The organism is Burkholderia anthina, from assembly GCF_902498995.1.
GTDB lineage: Bacteria > Pseudomonadota > Gammaproteobacteria > Burkholderiales > Burkholderiaceae > Burkholderia > Burkholderia anthina.
Genome location: NZ_CABVLY010000007.1, coordinates 1 through 21883 on the forward strand (window position 1 = coordinate 1; position 21883 = coordinate 21883).

The following is a 21883-nucleotide window of genomic DNA, read 5'->3' on the forward strand; positions in this document are numbered from 1 at the left end:
CGCCCTTCAGCTCCGCGCCACCGCCGCCGATGCGCGCGCGCAGGATCTGCAGGACGCCGCCGTCGGCCTGCGCCGCGTCCCGCGCGGCGGCCGCCCCGGGCGCACCGTCGGGCCCGACGGTGGCATCGGCCTGAACGGCCTCAGCCCCTGAGCGCGCGGGTGGAATGTGCGAATGCATGGGAAAGGACGAGCACGCGAGGATGGCGAATGCGCGCGGCCGCGACGCCACGGCGGTCCGTGTTCGCCTGCGGCGCGGCGACTATGGTTGTGTGCGCAACGAACTGGCGGCACGAAAAACGGCCGGCCCCGCATCGGGATGTCGTCGCGCGTGGTTGCATCGCGCGTTACCGTCCGCCGGCCGCATGCCGGACGAACGTCGCATCGCCGTCATCGGCGTACGCGGGCACGGGCATCGCCGTGCGCTGCCGCACCGGCGCGGCGCTGCGTGCGGGAGGCTGGATGAAGACGCGATACCCGACGGCATACATCGTGCGCAGGTACGCGCCGTGCACGCCGTTCAGGTGCAGCTTCTTGCGCAGCTTGTAGATGTGCTGTTCGAGCGACCGGCTGACGATGTCCTCCGGGCTGCCCCACACCGCCCGCGCGATTTCCGCGCGGCCGACGTACTTGTCGAGCTGCGAGAACAGCATCCACGCGATCGCGAACTCGCGCGACGTGAGCCGGATCACGTCGCCCGCCACGCTGACCGTCGACGCATGACGATCCAGCCGGTAAGGGCCGCACGCGAGGATCTCCTTGTCCACGCTGCTGCGCGTGCAATGCAGGCGCTTGCTGGTCAGCCGCAGGCGCAGCAGCAGTTCCGGCAGGTTGACGGGCGCGAGCACGATCTCGTCCGATTCGTAGTCCAGCAGGTCCACTGCGTCCATGCTGTCGGCCGGCGAGCAGATCACGATCAGCGGCGCGCGCTGCACGCCATAGCATGCGCGATGAACCAGCACCGGATGTTGCGGATCGATGCCGGGCTCCATGCTGACGAGGATGGCATCGAATTCGCGGCGCGTCAGCGCGCGGGCGAAGGTCGTTTCGTCGTCGAACCGTTCGACGGCTATGCCGTTTTCGGCGAGATGATTGCAAATTGCATCGCGTCGCGCCATGTCTTTGGAAAAAACCGCAAGATTCATTATCAGCTCGCTTCCTGGATGAGCAGGCAGGAAATGCGTCGTCCATGCGGGCCGGCGGGCGGCGTCTTGCGAGGAGCGATGTCATGGTTCCGACTGCAGCAACTGGACGCCCCGACTGTCGCGACACGGACACGATGCGTCGCCGACGGTGGATGCGATGGATGCAACGTACAACTCCGGCAGGCCTGCCCGGGTCATGAGTGAGAAACATCAGGTGAAGTCAGGATGATGCTTCGCGCATATGGCGAATCCCGTCATCAGAAAAATCCCGTATCGGCCCGTCGGCATGAAATACCAGGGCGCGCATTTCCTCCGGAAAAGCTGCATTGAATCCGTTTAGCTTTATTCGTAAACAAATAACCACCGGACGGATTAACACGATTTAAACCTCTTATTCCGCCCCAATAAAAATTCATTAATTCGATTATATGGAATTCTGCTGACTCTTTCATGAAGTGTACCTGCCGAGGCAGTGTTTGCACGCGTCATGACGTCACGATTTCCGGCTGCGCCAGGTCGCGGTTCATCGCTCTCAGGTAACGGCCTTCGAGAAAGCGACACTCGTGTTTCAGCATGCCGTAGAGAATGAAGTCGGTGCGGTCGGACGCCCCTTCGCGAATCACGCCTTCGCGTCGAAAGCCGAGATTCTCGTCGAGCTGTTGCGCGGCGAGATTGTCGGCGCGGACATAGCCGCTGATCCGGTTGCAGCGCAGCAGAATGAACGGGAAGCGGAACGCCGCGCAGACGAACCCGGGCGTGATGACGTGCGGCGAGCCCGCGACGGCGAAATGCATCGCCACGTTGGGGCCGTTGTAGGCCTGATACACCACGCCGGCGACGAGCCGGCCGTCCTTCTCGAGGCCGATCGCATCGTCGTAATTGGGATAACGCGCTTCCCCCGTCAAGGACGCGACGAATTTCATCACGTCCTCGCTTCGATCCAGTATGAGCCGTCTCATGCCATTCGCGAATACACTGCGGCCGGGCGCACCGCGCCCGCCGCGACTCCAGGAACGTTCCGCCCGGCCGCCTCCCTTCCCCGGCCGGCCCGATCGCGCCAGCCTGCGTCAGACGGTGACCGTCTGACCGTTCGGATCCACCGGGCCGAGCCCGAGCTGGCTGAGTTGCTCGACCTCGCGGCCGTTCTTCGCGTCCTGCGCCTCGCCCTGGCTGCCGCGCAGGTCGCCGGCCGACACGCTCACGTCCGACGCGTCGATCGTGTCGCGGCCTTCCGGCTGGTGCTTGCCGTTGGTCGACCCGGTGTTCAGGATCTCGGCTGCGGTGCTCTTGCCGCTGTCGAACGTGATCGAACCGTCCTGATTCTGCTTGCCGATGCTCTTGCCGCTCTTGTCGTAGATGTTGCCCTGGCTGTCCATCTGCACCTGCACCGTGCCCTTGTCCGTGCTCAGCTTCACGTTGTGAAGCCCCTGCCCGGCGCCGCCCAGCCCGTTCACGCCCCCGCCCGTGGACACCGGGACGTTCGATTGCGGCAGAGCGCCGTTCTGCGGCGTGCCGTCGTCGCCCAGCGAGATCGTGATGGTCTGGCCGCCGGTCGGCGAGGCGCCCAGCCCGAGGTTGAGGTTCTCGCCGTCGGGCGTGCCGTTGCCGCCGTTCGCGCTGTCCGGGTTGCCGTTCTGCTGGTAATTCACCGGAATCGCGCCGGTATCGCCGCCGCTCCCGTTGCCGTTCGGGCCGCGCAGATCGCCCGCCGACACGCTCACGTCCGATGCGTCGATCGTGTCGCGGCCTTGCGGCTGGTGCTTGCCGTTGGTCGACCCGGTGTCCAGGATCTCGGCCTCGGGGCTCTTGCCGCTGTCGAACGTGATCGAACCGTCCTGATTCTGCTTGCCGATGCTCTTGCCGCTCTTGTCGTAGATGTTGCCCTGGCTGTCCATCTGCACCTGCACCGTACCCTTGTCCGAGCTCAGCTTCACGTTGTGCAGCCCCTGCCCGGCGCCGCCCAGCCCGCCGTTGCCCCCGGCCTGAGGCTTCAGGAGTGCGGCCAGCGAGCTGGCGTCCAGCGTGATGCTGGCAGGCTGGCCGGACGATGTGCCGCCGGCCTGGGAATTGCCGAAGTCGGTCGGCGTGGTATTCGACGGACTGACGGTGATGGTGATATTCGAGGCCATGTCAGACACTCCTGTCTAGGATTGGAAGTATTTACCCGGCTTGCATCCCGTGCGGCCAATATAGGGGAGTGTCCGATCCGAAATTCGTACCGGTGCGTATCGACGCGCATAAATACGAAGCTAGAAATGCAATATGGCTCGTCATAATTACCTGATTAATACGCGGCACAGGGAAATAATGACCGAGTCGTCCATAATCGCGCGCTTCTTCACCTATCGTCGGCAATTGCCTGACAACGCTTTTCGCGCGCCGACTCACTAGCGCCGGCCCATTGCCGAACCGATCGCCGATTCGAGATGGTCGCTCGGCGATTGCATCATCGCCCTCACGATCGCATCCGGATGCTCCTTCAGCCGCTTCTTCTCATCCTCGTCATCGATTTTCGGCCGCGTCAGATTGCCGGCCGCCGCGGTCCGCAGATGCGAAATCGCTTCCATCTTCGACATCCCGAGGTCGCGCATCAGTTGCAAGGCCGCAGCGATGTCGCTGCCGCCGTCTTCCCGCCGGTCGGCGTCGACCGCGTCGCGGTAGAACTGCTTCAGCGCCTTCTTGTTCACGCCGCTGCTCTTCATGTAGGCATCCTCCAGCGAGTGCCGGCCGTGGCTCTCCTCGACCGCGCCGGCCACGCGCGCGGCGGCGTGCTTCTTCACGAGGTCCACCTCGTGCTTCTTTTCGCCGGTCGACTTGTGCTCGTTGAACATGTCGTACTTGATCGGCAGGAAGCGCTTGATGCGCTGCTGGTTGACGTCCTTGCGCACGCTGTCCCAACCGGCCTTTTCCTCGTCGCCCGGTTCGCCTGTGTACTTGTTCTTCAACCGATGCTGCCTCGCGCCATGGTCGATCGCATCCATCTTCTTGTCGCGATAGTGCTGCTTGAGCGAATGTGCGGCCTTGCGATTGTCGAGCAGGTCGCGCCCCGACAGGATCGCGCCGCCTGCCAGCGCCGCGGGCGCGACACCGTGCGTACCGACCGCCAGGCCGACACCGGCCCCGACGCCCACCACGGACATGGTCGTCTTGATCGCGGACCGGACCACCCGGTTCTTGCCCTGTACCTCGGCGATATAACGTCCCGTCAGCACGTCGAGCATCTGCTCGCGCTCGGCGCCTTCGGGCTGGCCCAGGATCGCGACCTTCAGGTCGTAGCGCGACTGGAAGTCCTTGCGCCTGGCGATTTCCGACAGCGGCACCTCGCTGCCGCCCGTCTTGACTTTCGGTTCGTCGTCGGTGACCGGCCACTGCTTCAGCATCGCCTGGTAGCGGCTCTTGCGCATCGCGGACGAACCCAGCTCCTGCGCCGCATAGACCGCGTTCACGCTTTCATGCGCCAGTTGCAGCGCGGACGGCGCCGTGGTCGTCATGTGCGCCTTCGACAGGCCCTGCACGATGCCGCCTTCCGGCTTGGTCCGGTTCAGCAACTGCGGGACGGCGTTCTCGTTGTCGACCCGCATCCAGCGGCCGAGCTTTCGAAAAATCTTCGCGCCCGAGCTCGGGTTCGGCACGAGCTTCGTCAGCGCGACGCCGTGCGGGCGCGCCGTCGCTGCCTCGGTCGTCGTCTTCGTTGACGCGGGCGACGTTCCGTCGTGGCTTTTTCCGGGCGGCTCGTCGTCGCTTTTGCCTTTGACTTTGCCTTCGCTTTTGCTCGTGCCCAGGCCGCCCGACGCCTGTTTCGTGACGGTGGCGGTTACCGGCGACGTCGATTCGACCGTCGTCGAGTGTGTGGTCGTCACGTGCGGCGGCGTGGATGACTTCCGCGCCGGCGACACCTCGGTGCCCTTGCCGGTCGTCGACGTCGCGAGCTTCGGCTCCGCCGTCACGACTGCCTGCCCGGCCGTGCTGGTGACCGCTTCGAAATGCCGGTGCTGATCCCAGACGACGACCCGAAGCGCTCTCGCCTGCCCGGACGGACGCTCGCCGTGGAACTGACCGAGCGTCGTGACCGGATGCTCGGGACTGACGCCCGCCTGCACCACGCCCACCTGCATGTCGACGCCGAATCTCTTGTTCACGAGCGACACGAGCGCCTTGCCGTGCCCGCCCTCGTTGGCGTCGAGCAGCAGCATCTGTCCCGCTTCGCCCGTGTGGGCCGCGTCGAATTCGGCGCGAATCTCGCCCACTACCTGATGCAGCGCTGCATCGTCGAGATCCGGTGCCGCGCACTGCACCAGCGAGTAGATCGAGCAGTTGTTGCCCTTTCCGCCGTTGGGGATCGGTTCCATGTCGCGATTGGCCAGCATGGCCCGGAAGTCCTTGTTGGACGCGTGCACCGCCGCGAGTTGTTCGGCGATCTTCTCGTGCGGCACGTTCGCCACCAACGGCGCGTGCTTGTCCTTGGCGGACGACTTCCCCGCCGGCGCTTCGGTTGACGATTGGGCGGATGTGACGGGCGGTGTCTCGGCCTCGCCGAAGAATTCGTCGAACACGCGGGCAAGGCGCGCCGTATGTTCCGCGTACGGGTCCGTCTCGGCCGCGTCGGTGGTTGCGACAACCTCCGTCGTCCTGGTGGTCGGCGCGGTTTCCGTTTCGTGCAGCGTCGTAGCAACGACGGGCGGCACGTGCGACGTCCCGGACGCGTCGTCCTTGCGCGCCAGGTCGACGATCGACGGCGGTCGGCTCATCGGGCGGCTCTTGGGTTTCGCCGGATCGAGCGGCGCGTTCGAGCGCGTCGACGGCTGTTTCTGGACGGTGAATCCCGCGCGACGCGAGCCACCGGACGACGTGACAGGCGTCACGTCGGGTTGCATCACCGCATCCAGCGCGGCGTGCACGTCCTTGCTCCAGTCGGTTTCCGGCTCCGTCGCCTCGGGAAGCCGTAGCGCCGGCGCAGGCTTTTGCTTTTGCTTTTGCTTTTGCAGCCCGACGAGCGGAATCGACGGCTGCACGTTCAGCGATGTCTTCTGACTGACCACCTTGGGCGGCGCGCGGTCGGCGGTCGGCGTCGCTGTCGTGCGCTCCGATTGCCGCAACGAGGGCAATACGGTGGTGAGCTTCTTGAACATGGGAGTCTCGCGGCAGAAGGCAGGGGCAGATTCGATGCAAGCCGCTCCACGATGTCATATCGTGGGACCGAATCCAGTCTCGATCCGAAACGATTACCATCGTTGCGAAGCCGTGCGAACGGGCTGTCGCCGGCACCGGCACCGGCACGGACGACACGTTCATCCGGCTCGATAGCTGGCAGGCAGGCCGCTCGCGTCGCAACGACGACCATGCAACGCGTCGGCGGACGCTGTGGAACAGATCGACGTACGGCGCGTCGGCGTACGGCGGGAAGCACCTGACGTCGATCTTCGTCGCGCCCCCTCCCGGGCGGGACGCCGCAGATCCATCAGACGACGCGGATGATGCCGTACGTCGGCGCGCAGGTGCAGTCGAACGGCTCGCCGCAAGGTTGGCTGATATCCCACTCGCGACGATTCCGGCGGATGCGCCGCCGCTGCCGCCTCGGTACCGATCAAGTTGAGAGAGTGGGCCGGCGGTCAGGTGCCCCGCACCCTGGCTGCCTTGTCTGCCCAAGGCGTGCGCGCGTCAGCGCGGGCTCGCGCTTCGTGGATGCGTTCGTCAGTTCGACGTCTCGCCGGTGGACTTCTTCGCTCGCATTCGCTTGTCGCCGCGGGGGACGGTCGGGGCTGCCTTGGACTGGGTGCCGCGCACCGCTGCGCGTCGCGCCAGCGCCGCCCTTTCCCGCCGCAGTGCGTCGAGTTCCTTGCCGTACACCGCATTGGTCGCCTGCGCGCCGTCGAGCTGCCCCTGAAGCACGCCGCACCGGTGCAGCGCGTCGCCGAGTTGCGCCTGGCGCGCGGCAAGATCGTTTCGATACGCGAGGTCGCGCTGTTCGGCGCGGCTGGTCATGCCATCGAGTTCCTTCTGCAGCCGTGCCGCCGCGACGCGTTCGCGGTCGATCTCCTGAAGCGCCCGCCGCTCCGATGCGCGCAGGCGCTCTTCGGCGCGGTTCGCATCGTCGCGAAGACGATCGAGCTGCGTGCTGAAATCCGCGCGCGCCTGGGCCAGTGCGCGGTCGCCTTCCGCGTTGTCGGCCTGCAGGCGTTCGATTTCCGCCTGCTGCGCCCGACGTGACGCTTCGTCCGCGGCCCTCGCCTGCTCGAGCTCCTGAATCCTGACCTGCGCGGCAAGCAGCGCGGACGTGCGCTGTTCGAGTGCGGTTTCAGTGCGCGCCAGTTCGGCCCGCAATGCGGCGACTTCCGCTTTTGCCGCGGCGCGTTCGGCTTCGACTTCGGCGCGCAATGCGTCGAGCGCGGCGGCCGCGTCGGCACTCGAACGATTCCAGAGCGCGGCGACGAGTTCGCCTGCGGCGGCCTGCAGGTCGGCCGGCAAATCCGGATGCTCGATACGAACGCGGCTCTTTTCCCGCAACTCGGCCCAAAACTCGCCGAGCACCGCTGTCGGCGTGCTCATGCTGCCCTTGCGCACGAGCTGGTACAGGCGGTTCGCGGTGGGCGTGATCCCGAAGCGGAAGAACATCAATGCGCAGACCTCGCGGTACAGCTCGCGGGTTTTCGGGAAAGCGGCCTTGAGGCGGTCGATTTCGGCGATCAGGCGGGATTCGTCGGCGGCGAGGTCGGACATGGTCGGTTGCGGTGGAGATTTCGTAAATAATATAACGTAAACCGTCAAATATCCAATGATTCAGGTTCTCGGTTTTGACATTATTTCTATAATGTTGAGATTATTGAGGTAAGCGTCGTGACTTCCGAATGTCGCTCGCCGCCTTCGTTGTCCCCGTTGGCGTATTCCGTCTCCTCACCCCGGCTACCCCAAGCCGCTCCCGGTCAGCCCCCGCCGTTCCGCCCGCTTCCAACTCGCCGCCGACCCGCGCCGCCCCCGATAAGCATCCGTTAAGAATCCAGCCCGCATAGTGGCGCCCAGTCCTCGACCGAGGCCTTCGACCCGCGCCGCCCCGGATGACGGCGCCTCTTCAAGGAGCGATCCGTGAATCCGCGCCCGCCCGCCGTATCGACGTCCATGCTGAACAAGGTGCCCGCCGTCACTGCCGTCTTCTGGATCATCAAGATCCTGTCGACGACCGTCGGTGAAACCGGCGCCGACTATCTCGCCGTGCGCGCCGGCCTCGGCGTGCCGGTCACCGACGCGTTGATGGCGTCGCTGCTCGTCATCGCGCTCGTGCTGCAGTTCCGCGCGAAAGCCTGCGTGCCGTGGCTGTACTGGCTCAACGTGGTGCTGGTCAGCATCGTCGGCACGCAGATCACCGACGCACTGACCGACGGGCTCGGCGTCAGCCTGTACGCGAGCACCGCGTGCTTCGCCGTCGCGCTCGCGGCGTTGTTCGCGCTCTGGTATCGCAGCGAGCACACGTTGTCGATCGAGACCATCGTGACGACGCGCCGCGAGGGGTTCTACTGGGCCGCGATCCTGCTGACGTTCGCGCTGGGCACGGCCGCCGGCGACCTCGCCACCGAAGCGCTCGGCCTCGGATTCCGGCTCGGCATCGTGTCGTTCGGCGCGGCGATCGCGCTGGTAGCCGTCGCGATGCGCATGGGCGCGAATCGCGTGCTCGCGTTCTGGCTCGCCTACATCCTCACGCGCCCGCTCGGCGCGTCGCTCGGCGATTTCCTGTCCCAGGCGCGCGAATACGGCGGCCTCGGGCTCGGCACCGCGACGACGAGCGCGGCGTTCCTGACGTCGATCGTGCTGCTGGTCGCCTGCACGACGCTCGCCAACCGGCAAGCGAGCGTTCGATGACCGCCGTATTGCGTTGCCCCGTTGTCCACCTCCGTCCGACTACTCAAAGGAATTGAAATGCGCACCCGAAAGCTGATGCTCGTCGCCGTCGTTGCCGCACTCGCCGCAGGCCCCGCTTCGACGCTCTTCGTCCCGTCCGTCCATGCCGCAACCACGGCAACCGCCGCGAAGCTCGGCGACCTGTCCGCGTTCCGCAGCATCGTGACGGACACCAGGAAACGCGTCGATGCAGGCAACCTGGCCGGCGCGAAAACGCGCATCAAGGATCTCGAAACGAAATGGGACGATGCGGAGCCGTCGCTGAAGCCGCGTTCGGCGGCCGACTGGCACGTGATCGACAAGGCAATCGACCGCGCACTCGCCGCGCTGCGCGCCGACAAGCCCGACGCCGCGACATGCCGTCAATCGCTGGACGACCTGCTCGCGCTGTTGAAATGAACGGCGCGGCAACGGGCGCCCGGTCGAGCCGGGTGTTCGTTGCCGGCGCATGCGCGCATCGGGAATGCCGCGCCCGGTGTGTTCCCGTGCGCTGCGACCGCGATGCCATGCGACGGCACGTTCGCGTTCGCGCAATCGGCGGTATCGCGGCGCGACCTCGATCGATCGTGGCGTCCCGGCCGGTCCGGCGATCCCGCCGCTGTCACGTACCTGCAATCGTCGACCGGTAGCGTTCGAGGCTGTCCCACGATTTCGACAGACGAATCCGCCATGCAGCGCACGTCGCGCGCCACGCCCCACGTTTATGCGGCCACGTCCCGCGCCCTCGCCGTCAGTCTCGCGATCAACCTGCTGTTGCTCGCCGCCGAGGCTGCTGCGGCGTGGTCCGCGCATTCGTCCGGCCTGCTCGCGGACGTCGCGCACGCGGCGATCGATCTCGCGGCCGACGCGCTGATCCTCGTCGCCTGCCGGCTCGACGCGCGGCTGCCGCCCGAGCGACGCCCGACCTACGAGCCGCTCGCGCTGGCGGGGCTCGGCGCACTGCTCGTCGCGACAGGCGTGCAGATGATCTGGCATGCGTCGAACCGCTTCGACGCGCCTCCGGTCGTGCAACCCGGCGCGATGACGCTCGCGCTGATCGTGTTCACGCTGACCGGCAAGGCCGCGCTGTCGCGCTGGATGCTGCGCAAGGCGCGCGAAACCGGCTCCGCGCTGCTCGAAGCGAGCGGCTGGCATGTGCGCACCGATGCACTGTCGGCGTTGCTCGCGGCGCTCGCGATGAGCGCCGCATGGGTCGGTCTCGGCCGTCTCGACGACCTCGCGGCGATCGCGATCGGCGCGATCGTGATCCGCACCGGTGCGGGCTTCATCCGGCGCGGTTGCGCGCAATGGCCGGCATTGTCGGCGTGGGCGAATCGTTCGACGCGCGGGTCGTGACGATACAAGCGGCATCGCTGCGCGCGACGTCGCGAAACACCCGATACCCGCTATCGGTTGCATCGGGTCTGAAGCGAAAGAGGCTCGCACCGCGCGAGCCTCTTGTCCGACACGATGCCGCGATCGCCCTGCCGCCGCATGCACGTCGACCGCAGTCGATGTATCGGCGCACGAATGCGCCCGATACCGATGCGGCGGAGCAAGACGCGCCGCCCGCGCTCAACCGAGCGGCACCACGCTCCCGAGCAGGATCCGCACGAGCGTCGCCTGGCGCGTCACGCCCGTCTTCGAGAAGATGGCACGCAGATGCGTGCGCGCGGTGTTCTTGCTGATTCCCGATTCCTCGGCCGCCTCCTCGAGCGTGAGCCCGTTGGTCAGCAGCAGCGCGAGCGACGTCTCGGCGGGCGTCAGGTCGAACAGCTTGCGGATGATTTCCTGCGCGCCTTGCGGCTTGCGATCGGGGTCGCGCAGAAACAGCGTGACGGCCGGCCGCCGCCGGTTGTCCTCGGACCAGTCGGACAGCAGCACCGTGCGCACCAGCAATCCGAGACGCGGCTTGTCGAAGCCGCGCGTGATCGGCATCGCCTCGACGATCGCCGCGGCCGTACCGTGGTGTCCCATCACCGCGTGGCGGATCAGCCGCTTGAGCGTGCGGTTCTCCTGCGCGTCGGTCGCCTCGATCGTGCCGCGCGCAATCGTCAGCCCGTTGTTCTGCTTCAGGATCTCGTCGGCGACGCTGTTCAGGTCGATGATCGTGCCGTTCTCGTCGAGCGTGATCGTGCCGATCTGCATCCGGTTGATCGCGTTCGCGTAGATCGAGCGCTCGACCTCGGCCGTATCGAGCCGCGAATGCAGTTCGACCGCGCGCTTCAGGTGCGGCAGCAGCAGCGCGCAGATCGCCTTGTCGCGCGCGGAGAACTGCTTCGACGCGTGGTTGCGGCACACGCGGAACCGGCATTCGACGCCCGACGACGTGCGCAGGTCCGCGCCGAGGATGTAGCGCACGTCCTGCGGCTTCAGGAACTGCTTGTACAGCTCGCTCGACAGCCAGCCCGTATCGCCGAACACGTCGTCGACCGTGACCACGCGATCGGCCGGCAGGCCGACGAACGGATCGAGCGAATAGTAGTAGTTGTTGTACGACGCCTCGCCGTCACCCGGCACGACGGGGCCGAACTCCGATGCATGCACGGACAGCGGCGCACGACGATCGCTCGCCGCCGCGCGCAGGATCAGCGTCACGTAGTTGGCCTGCAGCAGCCGGCGCACCATCTCGAGCGCGCCCGCCCACGGCGGCGTTTCCATCGGCCCCTGGTAGATGCGCGCCATCAGTTCGCTGAAATCCGCGACGCCGATGCCGGCTTCCTCGCTTGTTGACTGGCTCTCTTGCGGAGCCCATCTCGTCTCCATCAGCACGCTCCATCCTCCATGCGACTTGTTGTCGGTGCGACTCTTCCGCGCCGCCATGATTAAGACGTGTCTTAATTCCGGCGTCATCGGGACATTCACTGAAGGGTGAGCTTTGGCCATCCGGGCGCGCGAACCATCGTCCAATCGGATGATGTGGCGCCCTGCGTGCTGCGCTGGAATGCCCGTCAGGCCGTGCCGGCAAGCTTCCGGCGCGGGCTCAGGGAAAACCGCGACGCGGGTTTACCTGATTCCGACCGCACCCGATTCAGACAGGAGTTTCCATGCCGCTCGACCCTCAGGCGCAGGCGCTGCTTGCCGCGCTCGCCCAAGCGCCCGCGATCGATTTCGATCGACTGACCGTTCCCGCCTACCGCGCGAGCCTCGCCGGGGGCGGCGCGTTCGCGCCCGGCGACGCGATTGCCGCCGAAGAGGACTGGCAGATTCCCGCGCCCGGTCGCGAGTTGTCCGCACGGCTGTATCGACCCGAGGCCGACGGGCCGTTGCCGCTGACCGTGTTCTTCCACGGCGGCGGCTTCGTCGCGTGCGGGATCGACTCGCACGCGAACCTGTGCCGCAGTCTCGCCCGACGGGCGCGCACGCTCGTGCTGTCGGTCGACTACCGGCTTGCGCCCGAAGCACGGTTCCCGGCAGCCGCGCACGATGCATGCGATGCCGTGCGCTGGGCCGCCGCCAGCGCGCGCGATCTCGGCGCGCGCACCGGCGCGATCGCCGTCGCCGGCGACAGCGCGGGCGGCAACCTGGCCGCCGTCGCCGCGCTGCAGTTGCGCGGCTCGGGCATCGCGATCGCGCATCAGTTGCTGCTGTATCCGGTCGTCGATTGCGCGACCGAGCATCCGTCGTACGAATCGCTCGGCGAAGGCTATTTCCTGACGGCGGACGCGATGCGCTGGTTCAAGCGTCACTATTTCGACGACGGCGCCGATCGCGCGTCGCCGCTCGCGAGCCCGCTCGCCGCGCCGGATCTGTCGGGCGCGGCGCCGGCCACCATCGTCAGCGCCGAATTCGACCCGCTGCGCGACGAAGCCGAGGCATACGCGCTGCGTCTCGCACAGGCCGGCACGCCGGTGTCGCTCGTGCGCTGGCCGGGCCAGTTGCACGGCTTCGCGAGCATGCTCGGCGCGGTCGATGCCGCCGATCGCGTGCTGACGTTCGGCGCCGCTGCGCTGCGCCGCGCGTTCGACGCAACGGAGGCGCAATGACGCTCGCCGGCACGCCGGAAATCGTCGACGAATTGCGCGCGGGGCGGATGGTTCTGCTCGTCGACGAAGAGGATCGCGAAAACGAAGGCGATCTCGTGATCGCCGCCGATCACGTGACGCCCGAAGCGATCAACTTCATGGCGCGCTTCGGCCGCGGGCTGATCTGCCTGACGCTGACGGCCGAGCGCTGCGAGCAACTGCGCCTGCCGCCGATGGCCGATCACAACGGCACGCCGTTCGGGACCGCGTTCACCGTCAGCATCGAAGCGGCCGACGGCGTGACGACCGGCATCTCGGCCGCCGACCGCGCGCGGACGGTCCGCGCGGCGGTTCGCCCGGGCGCGCGCGCCGACGATCTCGTGCAGCCCGGCCACGTGTTTCCGATCGCCGCGCGCCCGGGCGGCGTGCTGGTGCGCGCGGGGCACACGGAAGCCGGCTGCGATCTCGCGGCGCTGGCCGGACTCACGCCCGCGTCGGTGATCTGCGAGGTGATGAACGACGACGGCACGATGGCGCGACTGCCCGAGCTGAAGGCGTTCGCCGCGCATCACGGGCTGAAGATCGGCACGATCGCGGACCTGATCCATTACCGCCGCGAGCACGAATCGCTCGTCGAACGCATCGGCGAACGGCCGCTGCATACGCCGTGGGGACGATTCCGCGCGATCGAATATCGCGACACCGTGCACGGCGCGCCGCATCTCGCGCTGGTGCGCGGCGAGCCGGACCCGGCGACCCCCGTGCTGACGCGCGTGCACGAATGCCATTCGCTGCTCGACCTGCTCGACGCGGAACCGTCCGCGCATTCGTGGCCGCTGCACGCTGCGCTGCAGCGGATCGACGCGGCGGGCTGCGGCGTCGCGGTGCTGCTCGACTGCGACATGCGCGGCGACGCGACGCGCACGCCTGCCGCCCATGCGCGCCGCGACGGCCGCGTGACGGGGATCGGCTCGCAGATCCTGCGCGAGCTCGGCGTGCGGCGTCTGAACGTGCTGTCGAGCCCGTTCCGGCTGCCGGCGCTGTCGGGGCACGACCTCGAGATCATGGCGTTCATCCCGCTCGGCGACGATGATCCGGAAAGCGCGCGGGCCGCCCCGCTGCGGGCGGCATGACGCACGGCTGACGACCGCGCGGGGCGCATTGCCGCCCTTGCCTGCGGGTTTCCGCACGACAAGCTATCGTTTGTTTTCATGAAATACAGTCTCGGGTTTGTATTTTGACGATACATGCCATAGACTGTATTTTCCGATTACAAGCGATCGCCTGTCATTTCGCGGAGAGCCCATGGCATTCCCTGTCCAGACCTTGAGCCAGTTGCGCCCGATCCTCGTCGGCTTCCGGAAGTCGGCGGGGTTCACGCAGGCGCAGCTCGCGGCCCGCCTCGGCGTCACGCAACAGTCGTATGCGCAACTCGAAGCCAATCCGTCCGCCGTCAGTATCGATCGGCTGTTCAAGGTGCTGAACGTGCTCGGCGTTCGCCTGATGCTCGAGCCGGGCACGCCCGACGATGCGCCCGCCCCCGATGCCGCCGATCCCGATCCCGCGCGCGTGCCGGCCACGCGCCGGCGTTCGCCCCCGCATGCGGCCGATACCCCCGCGGCCCGCTCGCCGGCCGCCGCCAAGCCCCCGGCCGCCGCGTCGCGAAAACGGCCTGCCGCGGCGACGCCCGGCAAGCCCCGCGGCCCGAAACGGGAGGACTGGTGACGATGGCCCGCCGCCCCCGCCACGACCGTCTCGACCTGTGGATGAACGGCATCCCGGTCGGTTACTGGGAAGTCCGGCGCGGCATCGAACGCCTCGTCTACCTGCCGCCCTGGGTCGACGATCCGCAGGGGCGTCCGTTGTCGCTGTCGTTGCCGTTCACGCCCGGCAACCAGCCGCACCAGGGCGCGGTCGTCGCCGACTACTTCGACAACCTGCTGCCCGACAGCCAGCCGATCCGCCGCCGCATCGCGCAGCGCTACCGGCTCGGGTCGACGGCGCCGTTCGAACTGCTCGCGTCGATCGGCCGCGATTGCGTCGGCGCGCTGCAGCTGCTGCCGCCCGACGAAATGCCCGTCGACCTGGAAGCCATCGACGGCATCGCACTCGACGACGCAGCCGTGGCCGACGTGCTGCGCCACGCGACCGCCGCGCCGCTGCCCGGCCACCCGGAGCCGGACGGCGAGCTGCGCCTGTCGATCGCCGGTGCGCAGGAAAAGACCGCGCTGCTGCGCCACGGCGAGCGCTGGCTGCTGCCGTCGGGCAGCACGCCGACCACGCATATCTTCAAGCTGCCGCTCGGACGCGTCGGGAACATGCAGGCCGACATGCGAACCTCGGTCGAGAACGAATGGCTGTGCTCGAAGCTCGTCGCCGCGTACGGCCTGCCGGTCGCGTCGTGCGACATCGGCCGGTTCGACGACCAGAAGGCGCTGATCGTCGAGCGATTCGACCGCCGGCCTTCGCGCGACGGCACGTGGATCCTGCGGCTGCCGCAGGAGGACATGTGCCAGGCGACCGGCACGCCGTCGGGCGCGAAATACGAGTCCGACGGCGGCCCGGGGATCGCGACGATCATGGGCATCCTCGCGAATTCCGCCGACGCCGCGCAGGACCGCCGGCATTTCTTCATCGCGCAGCTCGTGTTCTGGGTGCTCGCCGCGATCGACGGCCATGCGAAAAACTTCAGCATCGCGCATCTGCCGGGCAACACGTATCGCAGCACGCCGCTGTACGACGTGCTGTCCGCGCATCCGATCATCGGCACGCGGCGCAACCAGTTGTCGCCGCACCGCGCGCGGCTCGCCATGGCCGTGTGCGGGAAGAATCGTCACTACGTGATCGGCGACATCCAGCCGCGCCACTGGATCGCGCAAGGCGCGCGCGTCGGCCTGACCGAAGACGACGTCCGCGCGGCCATGGCCGATGTGGCCGCGCGCACCGAACCGGCGATCGCCGACGTCGCGTCGCGCATTCCGGCGGATTTCCCGGCGGACGTCGCCGATGCGATCTTCGACGGCATGCGCCGCCAGGCGCGCAAGCTGGGCGGCTGATCGCACGGCGCGCCCGCGGCCATCGCCGCAGGTCATCCACGCGGACGATGCGGGCCGCTACCGACTGCGCACAATGGTCGCCGTGCCCATTCCCGATGCCCGCCCGACATGGAACATGCTGCCCTCGATACCGCGTTCACCCCGCTGCAGATCGGCCCGCTGACGCTGCGCAACCGGCTGATCAAGTCGGCGACCAACGAAGGCATGACGCCGAACGGCGTGCCGTCGCGCGCGCTGGTGCGGTTTCACGAGCGCATCGCCGAGGGCGGCGCTGCGCTGACGACCGTCGCGTACTGCGCGATCAGCGACGACGGCCGTACGTTCGTCGACCAGGCGCAGCTCGACGCGCCGACGGTCCGGCAATTCCGCGCGCTCACCGACGCGGTTCATCGGCACGGCGCGGCGGCGTCCGCGCAGATCACGCACGGCGGCTGCTTCACGTTCCTGCCGTCGCTGTCGACGAAGCGGCCGTTGAGCGCGTCGGGCGGTTTCAACAAGGTCGGCGTGATGAGCGGCCGCTTTCTGAAGCAGGCGATGACGCGCGATCAGATGACGGCCATCGCCGGCGAATTCGCGCGCGCGGCGCGGCATGCGCGCGACGCCGGGTTCGATGCCGTCGAAATCCACATGGGGCACGGCTATCTGCTGAGCCAGTTCCTGTCGCCGCTGTACAACCGCCGCCGCGATGCGTACGGCGGCGATGCGGCGCGACGCGCGGCGTTCCCCGTGGAGGTGCTGCGCCGCGTGCTCGACGCGGTGGGCCGCGATCTCGCCGTGGTGTGCAAGATCGGCGTGACCGAAGGCGTGCGCGGCGGCGGGACGGCCGACGACGCGAGCGAGATCGCGCGGCTGCTCGAAGCGGAAGGCGCGCACCTGCTCGTGCTGAGCGGCGGAATGAACGTCGAGTCGGTGTGGCAGTTGTTCGGCAGTCCGCTGCCCGGCGATGCGCGCGCGAATGCCGACAATGCGATCGTGCGCGCCGCGATGGCGCTACAGAAACTCACCGAGCCGAAGATGGGCGCGTTTCGCGACATGTACTTCCTCGAGCATTCGAGGAAGGTGCGCGCGGCCGTCCGGATGCCGCTCGCGTATCTCGGCGGCGTGCGCTCGCGCGAGAACGTCGCGCTGGCGATGCGCGAAGGGTTCGACGCGGTCGCGCTGGCCCGCGCGCTCGTGTTCGAGCCGGATTTCGTGAACGGGCTGCGCGACGGCCGGCTTGCCCGGTCGGGCTGCACGTCGTGCAACCGCTGCGTCGTGTCGATGTACACGCCGGGCGGCACCGCATGCGTGCTCCGCGAGCCGAACGATCCGGCGCCGAACCGCGTGCCGGCCGCCGGCGCGTGACGTTCGGCGGCGTGTAACGCTGCTTGCTGCGTACCGCAGGCCGAGACGGCGGCAGCCGTCGATCAGCCGGCGTCGCGGGCGCGGGCGAGCGCCGCGAGGTTGCCTTCCCCGAACCCGTGGTGCCCTTTGCGCTGCACGATCTCGAAGAAGATCTCGCCGGGCCGGCGCTTGACGAAGGTCTGGAAGAACAGGCGCGGCACGCCGTCGCCGCCGATTTCGCCGTCGACCAGCACCGCGCGCCGACGCAGCGCGTCGAGATCGACACCGTGCCCCGGCAGCCGCGCATCGACCTCGTCGTAATAGCGTGCGGGCGGCTCGATGAACTCGACACCGTTCGCGCGCAGCGCATCGACGCTCGCCAGGATGTCGTCGGTCGAGAGCGCGACGTGCTGGACACCTTCGCCCGGATGATCCGGCAGATACGCGTGCATCAGCTCGGTGCGCCGCGTGCCTTCTTCATAGACCGGAATGCGCACCGCGCCGCACGGCGACACCATCACGCGCGACTCTTCGGACACATGCCAGTGCGCGTCGATTTCGTGGATTTCGCGGAAGTGCAGCAGGTCATGATAAAAGTCGAGCCACTCGCGCATGCGCCCCGCGCCGACCGTCTGCGTGAAGTGGTCGACCTGCTGCAGGCCCGTGCCCGCGCAGTCGAGATCGGTATGTGCGGTCGCGATGTCGATCGGCCGGAAGTCGACGTCGAAGATCGAGATGTCGCCGACGCCGCCGCGCTGGCCGTCGCGCCCGCGCCAGCGGTCGACGAAATAGAGGTGCGAATCGCCGATGCCCTGAATCGCCGGAATCTTCAGTTCGCCGACGCCGATCCGCTCGCCCTCGAACGCCCACGCGCCCAGCTCGATCGCGCGCTCGAACGAGCGCCGCGCGCTGGCCACGCGAATGCCGATTGCGCAGACGCCCATTCCATATTCCTCCGCATAGCGCGCGGCGAACGAATCGGGTTCGGCGTTGATCAGGAACTGCATCTGCCCTTGCCGGTACAGCGTGACGTTCTTGCTGACGTGACGCGCGATCGCCTTGAACCCGAGCTGCTCGAAGCGTTGTGCGAGCGCTTCCGGAACCGGCGCCGCGAACTCGACGAATTCCAGGCCGGCCATTCCGAGCGGATTGGCAGCCGGATCGGCAACGGGCGGCGTATCGCTGGACAGGGGGTGGGCATTACCGGGCATTCCATTCTCCGGAGGCAGGCGGTCGATGGGGACGGCGCCCGGTGCGGGCGGCCTACCCGGCCGATGAGACGGCCGGATATCCACGCGGATCGGGCAAACTTTTAATGGTGCAGATTTTAACCAGATCGTTCACTGCGGCACACCCTGGCCGAACGGGATATTGGCGCGCCGCCTAGTGCAAACCCGAAAATCGTTCGATAATCGCACGTTGCCGAACGATAATCGCGCACTTTGACCGATCGGCCAATTGCCGGGACGCGGCGCGCGCCCTATTCTCCGTTCACCCTTCGACTTCAATACAGCATCGGACGCGGCGCCGCCACGATTCCACGATGCGCCGTGCCAGGAGACTTCGTCATGACCCCAACCTTCGACACCCTCGACACCGCCGCCAGTGCCCGAGCGCGCAGTCAGGCCCGCAAGGCCGCGATCGGCAGCTTCGTCGGCGCCGTCGTCGACTGGTACGACTTCCTGTTGTACGGGATCGTCGCAGCACTCGTATTCAACTCCGAATTCTTCCCGAAAATCAGCCCGACGATGGGCACGCTCGCCGCGTTCGCGACGTTTGGCGTCGGCTTCCTGTTCCGGCCGCTCGGCGGCGTCGTGTTCGGCCACTACGGCGACCGCCTCGGCCGCAAGCGGATGCTGGTGCTGACCGTGATGCTGATGGGGCTGTCGACCGTCGCGATCGGCCTGTTGCCCGGCTTCGCGACGATCGGCTGGTGGGCGCCCGTGCTGCTGGTGCTGATGCGTGCGATCCAGGGCTTCGCGGTCGGCGGCGAATGGGGCGGCGCGGCACTGATGGCCGTCGAGAGCGCGCCGAAGCAGAAAAAGGCGTTCTACAGCAGTGGCGTGCAGGTCGGCTACGGCGTCGGGCTCGTGCTGGCCACGGGGATCGTGTCGATCCTGAGCCACACGCTCGGCGAAGCCTCGTTCAAGTCGTGGGGCTGGCGCCTGCCGTTCCTGTTCAGCATCGTGCTGGTTTTGATCGGGCTGTGGGTCCGCAAGAGCATGGACGAGTCGCAGGAATTCGTCGAGAAGGTCGAGCACGGCAACCGCAAGCTGCGCCTGCCGGTGCTCGAAGCGCTGACGCGTCATCCGAAGGCGTTCCTGCTGATCATCGCGCTGCGTCTTGCCGAGCTGTTCACGATGTATATCGTCACCGCGTTCGCGCTCAGCTACTCGACGACGAACCTGGGCATGTCGCGCGATCTGTTCCTGAACATCGGCCTGCTGGTCGGCGCGGTGAGCTGCGTGACGATCCCGTGCTTCGCGTGGCTGGCCGACCGCTTCGGCCTGCGCCGCATCTACCTGATCGGCGCGCTGATCGGCGTCGCGGCGGCGGTGCCGTTCTTCGTCGCGCTGGAGTCGCGCTCGACCGTATGGATCGTGATCTGCTCGATCCTGCTGGCGAATGCCGCGCATGACATGGTCGTCAGCGTGCAACAACCGCTCTTCACCGAGCTGTTCGGCGCGGAATACCGCTACAGCGGCGCGGGCGTCGGCTACCAGTTCGCGAGCGTCGTCGGCGGCGGGTTCACGCCGTTCATCGCCGTGGCCCTCGTCAGCATGGCCGGCGGCTCGTGGCACCTCGTCGCCGGCTATCTCGCAGTGGGCTGCCTGATCTCGCTGGTGGTCGCCGCGCGGATGCGGGCGGCGCAGTAGTCAGGCGGACTGAGACTGAATGGCCGGCGCGGTACGCGGCCGGCCATTTCCTCGCGAGCCATCCTCCTCGGGCAAACCGGAGGGCCTGAGCATCCCCCAACGTCAAACACCGTCAATCACACGCGCAGAACCCCTTTTTCCCCTCTGAACATTCCACGCCGCCCGCCGACCAATGGCATCATATGGGCCTACGTCAGTCACCGATACGCCCCCATATCATGTCGAATCTCATCGTCCACGGCGGCACCCCGCTGCGCGGGGACATCAAGCCGTCCGCGAACAAGAACGCCGTCCTGCCGATTCTGTGCGCCACCCTGTTGACCGATCAGCCGCTGCGCCTCGTCGGCGTGCCGGACATCACCGATGTGCGAAAGATCCTCGACATCTTCCGCGCGCTGGGCAGCGACGTGTCGGTCGACTTCACGACAGGCATCCTCGAACTCCACCATCGCAACACGACGTTCGATCCGGCCGTCCACCGGCTACCGGAAGCGATGCGCTCGTCGATCATGCTGATTCCGCCGCTGCTCGCGCGCTTCGGCGTCGCGCGCCTCGAGAACGACGTGAAGGGCTGCACGCTCGGCGTGCGCGAAATCGATCCGCACGTCGAAGTGTTCGAGCGCTTCGGCGCACACATCGAGCGCACGCCCGATTCGCTGATCGTCCGCGCCGACGGCCCGCTGACGGCCAACGACCACTGGTTCGACTACGCGTCGGTGACGACCACCGAAAACTTCGCGCTGTGCGCAACGGCTGCAGGCGGCACGTCCACGCTGATGAACGCGGCGTCCGAGCCGCACGTGCAGGAGTTCTGCCAGTTCCTGGCGATGATCGGCGTCACGATCGAGGGCATCGGCACGTCGCGCCTGTGCGTGACGGGCGGCGGCAAGCTCGGCGGCGGCGAATTCCGCTTCGCCGAGGATTTCCATGAAATCGCGACGTTCCTCGCGCTCGGCGCGATCACGGGCGGCGACATCACGGTGCGCAACTCGTCGCCGGAGCATTTCCCGCTGATCGACCGCACGTTCGCGAAGTTCGGCGTGAACGTCACGCACCGCGACGGCTGGTCGCGCGCGGAACGCGACGGCCCGCTGCGCGTGCGCCGGCCGTTCACGCAGAACATCCTGACCAAGGTCGAAGCCGCACCGTGGCCGTACCTGCCGGTCGACCTGCTGCCGATCTTCATCGCGCTCGGCGTGCGTGCGGAAGGCAGCGCGATGTTCTGGAACAAGGTCTATGACGGCGCGCTCGGCTGGTCCGGCGAACTGTCGAAGTTCGGCGCGCATGTGCTGCTGTCGGATCCGCACCGCCTGATCACGTTCGGCGGGCTGCAACTGACGCCGGCGCGCGTCGAAAGCCCTTACATCATCCGCGTCGCGATCGCGCTGCTGATGGTGGCCGCGAGCATCGAAGGCCGTTCGGAAATCATGAACGCGCTGCCGATCCGCCGCGCGCATCCGCATTTCGTCGAAAACCTGCGTTCGGTCGGTGCGAACGTCGAGTGGACGAGCAGCGAGTAACGTCCTTCCGGATGCGGCGCGACTGACGTTCGCGCCGCTCCCCCGTTCGCACTCGCCCGGCAGCTTCCACCGACCGCCGGGTGATTCCCCCTGGCAGCGCCCCCTCCGACTGCCACGCTGGTGCCACCCCGG

The 21883-nt window shown here is 67.5% G+C and carries 18 protein-coding genes; 11 read left to right on the plus strand and 7 right to left on the minus strand.

Annotated features, from left to right (window positions below):
* Nucleotides 1-344: 344 nt before the first annotated feature.
* Complete coding sequence (locus tag BME24068_RS11140) at nt 345-959, minus strand: winged helix-turn-helix domain-containing protein (RefSeq protein WP_174926087.1); 615 nt, start codon at nt 957-959, stop codon at nt 345-347.
* Between BME24068_RS11140 and BME24068_RS11145 the strand changes: the two genes are divergently transcribed.
* The gene (locus tag BME24068_RS11145; RefSeq protein WP_162826178.1) at nt 948-1346 is read left to right on the plus strand and encodes a hypothetical protein; all 399 of its coding nucleotides are present in this window, start codon (nt 948-950) and stop codon (nt 1344-1346) included. The two genes, BME24068_RS11140 and BME24068_RS11145, sit on opposite strands and share 12 nt — an antisense overlap.
* Nucleotides 1347-1627: 281 nt before the next feature.
* Here the strand turns inward: BME24068_RS11145 and BME24068_RS11150 are convergent, their stop codons facing one another.
* From BME24068_RS11150 to BME24068_RS11165, 4 genes are all read right to left on the minus strand, one after another.
* A complete protein-coding gene (locus BME24068_RS11150; RefSeq protein WP_096498628.1) occupies nt 1628-2101 on the minus strand; it encodes a GNAT family N-acetyltransferase in 474 nt (157 codons plus the stop codon).
* A gap of 108 nt (nt 2102-2209) precedes the next feature.
* Complete coding sequence (locus BME24068_RS11155; protein ID WP_174926088.1) at nt 2210-3271, minus strand: hypothetical protein; 1062 nt, start codon at nt 3269-3271, stop codon at nt 2210-2212.
* A 258-nt stretch (nt 3272-3529) separates the two neighbouring features.
* Complete coding sequence (locus tag BME24068_RS11160; RefSeq protein ID WP_174926089.1) at nt 3530-6271, minus strand: hypothetical protein; 2742 nt, start codon at nt 6269-6271, stop codon at nt 3530-3532.
* A gap of 562 nt (nt 6272-6833) precedes the next feature.
* Nucleotides 6834-7859, minus strand: a complete 1026-nt coding sequence (locus BME24068_RS11165) for a DNA-binding protein (RefSeq protein WP_174926218.1) — start codon at nt 7857-7859, stop codon at nt 6834-6836.
* Nucleotides 7860-8255: 396 nt separating this feature from the next.
* Here BME24068_RS11165 and BME24068_RS11170 point away from each other — a divergent pair, with 396 nt between their 5' ends.
* The 3 genes from BME24068_RS11170 (at nt 8256) to BME24068_RS11180 (ending at nt 10367) form a co-directional block, all read left to right on the plus strand.
* Nucleotides 8256-8993, plus strand: coding sequence for a COG4705 family protein (locus BME24068_RS11170; protein WP_096499303.1), 738 nt, complete (start codon nt 8256-8258; stop codon nt 8991-8993).
* Nucleotides 8994-9050: 57 nt separating this feature from the next.
* Entirely contained in the window at nt 9051-9431 is a 381-nt protein-coding gene (locus BME24068_RS11175) for a histidine kinase (RefSeq protein WP_174926090.1), read from the plus strand.
* Nucleotides 9432-9701: 270 nt separating this feature from the next.
* Nucleotides 9702-10367, plus strand: a complete 666-nt coding sequence (locus BME24068_RS11180; RefSeq protein ID WP_096499305.1) for a cation diffusion facilitator family transporter — start codon at nt 9702-9704, stop codon at nt 10365-10367.
* 219 nt (nt 10368-10586) lie between these two features.
* On the opposite strand, the gene BME24068_RS11185 is transcribed toward BME24068_RS11180, so the two are convergent.
* On the minus strand, nt 10587-11777 hold the full coding sequence (locus tag BME24068_RS11185) for a helix-turn-helix transcriptional regulator (RefSeq protein ID WP_174926091.1): 1191 nt from the start codon (nt 11775-11777) through the stop codon (nt 10587-10589).
* A 281-nt stretch (nt 11778-12058) separates the two neighbouring features.
* Here BME24068_RS11185 and BME24068_RS11190 point away from each other — a divergent pair, with 281 nt between their 5' ends.
* The 5 genes from BME24068_RS11190 to BME24068_RS11210 all read left to right on the plus strand — a co-directional run bounded on the left by BME24068_RS11190 (nt 12059) and on the right by BME24068_RS11210 (nt 17376).
* The gene (locus tag BME24068_RS11190) at nt 12059-12997 is read left to right on the plus strand and encodes an alpha/beta hydrolase (protein ID WP_174926092.1); all 939 of its coding nucleotides are present in this window, start codon (nt 12059-12061) and stop codon (nt 12995-12997) included.
* On the plus strand, nt 12994-14109 hold the full coding sequence (gene ribBA, locus BME24068_RS11195; RefSeq protein ID WP_174926093.1) for a bifunctional 3,4-dihydroxy-2-butanone-4-phosphate synthase/GTP cyclohydrolase II: 1116 nt from the start codon (nt 12994-12996) through the stop codon (nt 14107-14109). The genes BME24068_RS11190 and ribBA overlap by 4 nt, the downstream gene beginning before the upstream one ends.
* Before the next feature lie 172 nt (nt 14110-14281).
* Nucleotides 14282-14701 (plus strand): helix-turn-helix domain-containing protein, encoded by a 420-nt coding sequence (locus BME24068_RS11200; protein ID WP_174926094.1) that lies wholly within the window; start codon nt 14282-14284, stop codon nt 14699-14701.
* A 2-nt stretch (nt 14702-14703) separates the two neighbouring features.
* A complete protein-coding gene (locus BME24068_RS11205; protein WP_174926095.1) occupies nt 14704-16032 on the plus strand; it encodes a type II toxin-antitoxin system HipA family toxin in 1329 nt (442 codons plus the stop codon).
* 108 nt (nt 16033-16140) lie between these two features.
* Nucleotides 16141-17376, plus strand: a complete 1236-nt coding sequence (locus tag BME24068_RS11210; protein ID WP_174926096.1) for an NADH:flavin oxidoreductase — start codon at nt 16141-16143, stop codon at nt 17374-17376.
* A gap of 62 nt (nt 17377-17438) precedes the next feature.
* Here the strand turns inward: BME24068_RS11210 and BME24068_RS11215 are convergent, their stop codons facing one another.
* Nucleotides 17439-18566 carry a 4-hydroxyphenylpyruvate dioxygenase family protein gene (locus BME24068_RS11215; RefSeq protein WP_174926097.1) on the minus strand — a complete coding sequence of 376 codons (1128 nt, stop codon included), beginning with the start codon at nt 18564-18566 and terminating at the stop codon, nt 17439-17441.
* Between the two features lie 357 nt (nt 18567-18923).
* Here BME24068_RS11215 and shiA point away from each other — a divergent pair, with 357 nt between their 5' ends.
* Nucleotides 18924-20231 carry a shikimate transporter gene (gene shiA / locus BME24068_RS11220; protein WP_096498652.1) on the plus strand — a complete coding sequence of 436 codons (1308 nt, stop codon included), beginning with the start codon at nt 18924-18926 and terminating at the stop codon, nt 20229-20231.
* Between the two features lie 218 nt (nt 20232-20449).
* The gene (locus BME24068_RS11225; RefSeq protein ID WP_096498654.1) at nt 20450-21751 is read left to right on the plus strand and encodes a UDP-N-acetylglucosamine 1-carboxyvinyltransferase; all 1302 of its coding nucleotides are present in this window, start codon (nt 20450-20452) and stop codon (nt 21749-21751) included.
* Nucleotides 21752-21883: the final 132 nt, after the last annotated feature.

What these genes read in the sequence shown, in the direction of transcription:
- BME24068_RS11150 (WP_096498628.1), bottom strand. Translation starts at nt 2,101, where the DNA reads ATGAGACGGCTCATACTGGATCGAAGCGAGGACGTGATGAAATTCGTC.
- BME24068_RS11145 (WP_162826178.1), top strand. Translation starts at nt 948, where the DNA reads ATGAACCAGCACCGGATGTTGCGGATCGATGCCGGGCTCCATGCTGAC.
- BME24068_RS11160 (WP_174926089.1), bottom strand. Translation starts at nt 6,271, where the DNA reads ATGTTCAAGAAGCTCACCACCGTATTGCCCTCGTTGCGGCAATCGGAG.
- BME24068_RS11215 (WP_174926097.1), bottom strand. Translation starts at nt 18,566, where the DNA reads ATGCCCGGTAATGCCCACCCCCTGTCCAGCGATACGCCGCCCGTTGCC.
- BME24068_RS11205 (WP_174926095.1), top strand. Translation starts at nt 14,704, where the DNA reads ATGGCCCGCCGCCCCCGCCACGACCGTCTCGACCTGTGGATGAACGGC.
- BME24068_RS11225 (WP_096498654.1), top strand. Translation starts at nt 20,450, where the DNA reads ATGTCGAATCTCATCGTCCACGGCGGCACCCCGCTGCGCGGGGACATC.
- BME24068_RS11210 (WP_174926096.1), top strand. Translation starts at nt 16,141, where the DNA reads ATGGAACATGCTGCCCTCGATACCGCGTTCACCCCGCTGCAGATCGGC.
- ribBA (WP_174926093.1), top strand. Translation starts at nt 12,994, where the DNA reads ATGACGCTCGCCGGCACGCCGGAAATCGTCGACGAATTGCGCGCGGGG.
- BME24068_RS11175 (WP_174926090.1), top strand. Translation starts at nt 9,051, where the DNA reads ATGCGCACCCGAAAGCTGATGCTCGTCGCCGTCGTTGCCGCACTCGCC.
- BME24068_RS11155 (WP_174926088.1), bottom strand. Translation starts at nt 3,271, where the DNA reads ATGGCCTCGAATATCACCATCACCGTCAGTCCGTCGAATACCACGCCG.
- BME24068_RS11170 (WP_096499303.1), top strand. Translation starts at nt 8,256, where the DNA reads ATGCTGAACAAGGTGCCCGCCGTCACTGCCGTCTTCTGGATCATCAAG.
- shiA (WP_096498652.1), top strand. Translation starts at nt 18,924, where the DNA reads ATGACCCCAACCTTCGACACCCTCGACACCGCCGCCAGTGCCCGAGCG.
- BME24068_RS11185 (WP_174926091.1), bottom strand. Translation starts at nt 11,777, where the DNA reads ATGGAGACGAGATGGGCTCCGCAAGAGAGCCAGTCAACAAGCGAGGAA.
- BME24068_RS11180 (WP_096499305.1), top strand. Translation starts at nt 9,702, where the DNA reads ATGCAGCGCACGTCGCGCGCCACGCCCCACGTTTATGCGGCCACGTCC.
- BME24068_RS11165 (WP_174926218.1), bottom strand. Translation starts at nt 7,859, where the DNA reads ATGTCCGACCTCGCCGCCGACGAATCCCGCCTGATCGCCGAAATCGAC.
- BME24068_RS11200 (WP_174926094.1), top strand. Translation starts at nt 14,282, where the DNA reads ATGGCATTCCCTGTCCAGACCTTGAGCCAGTTGCGCCCGATCCTCGTC.
- BME24068_RS11190 (WP_174926092.1), top strand. Translation starts at nt 12,059, where the DNA reads ATGCCGCTCGACCCTCAGGCGCAGGCGCTGCTTGCCGCGCTCGCCCAA.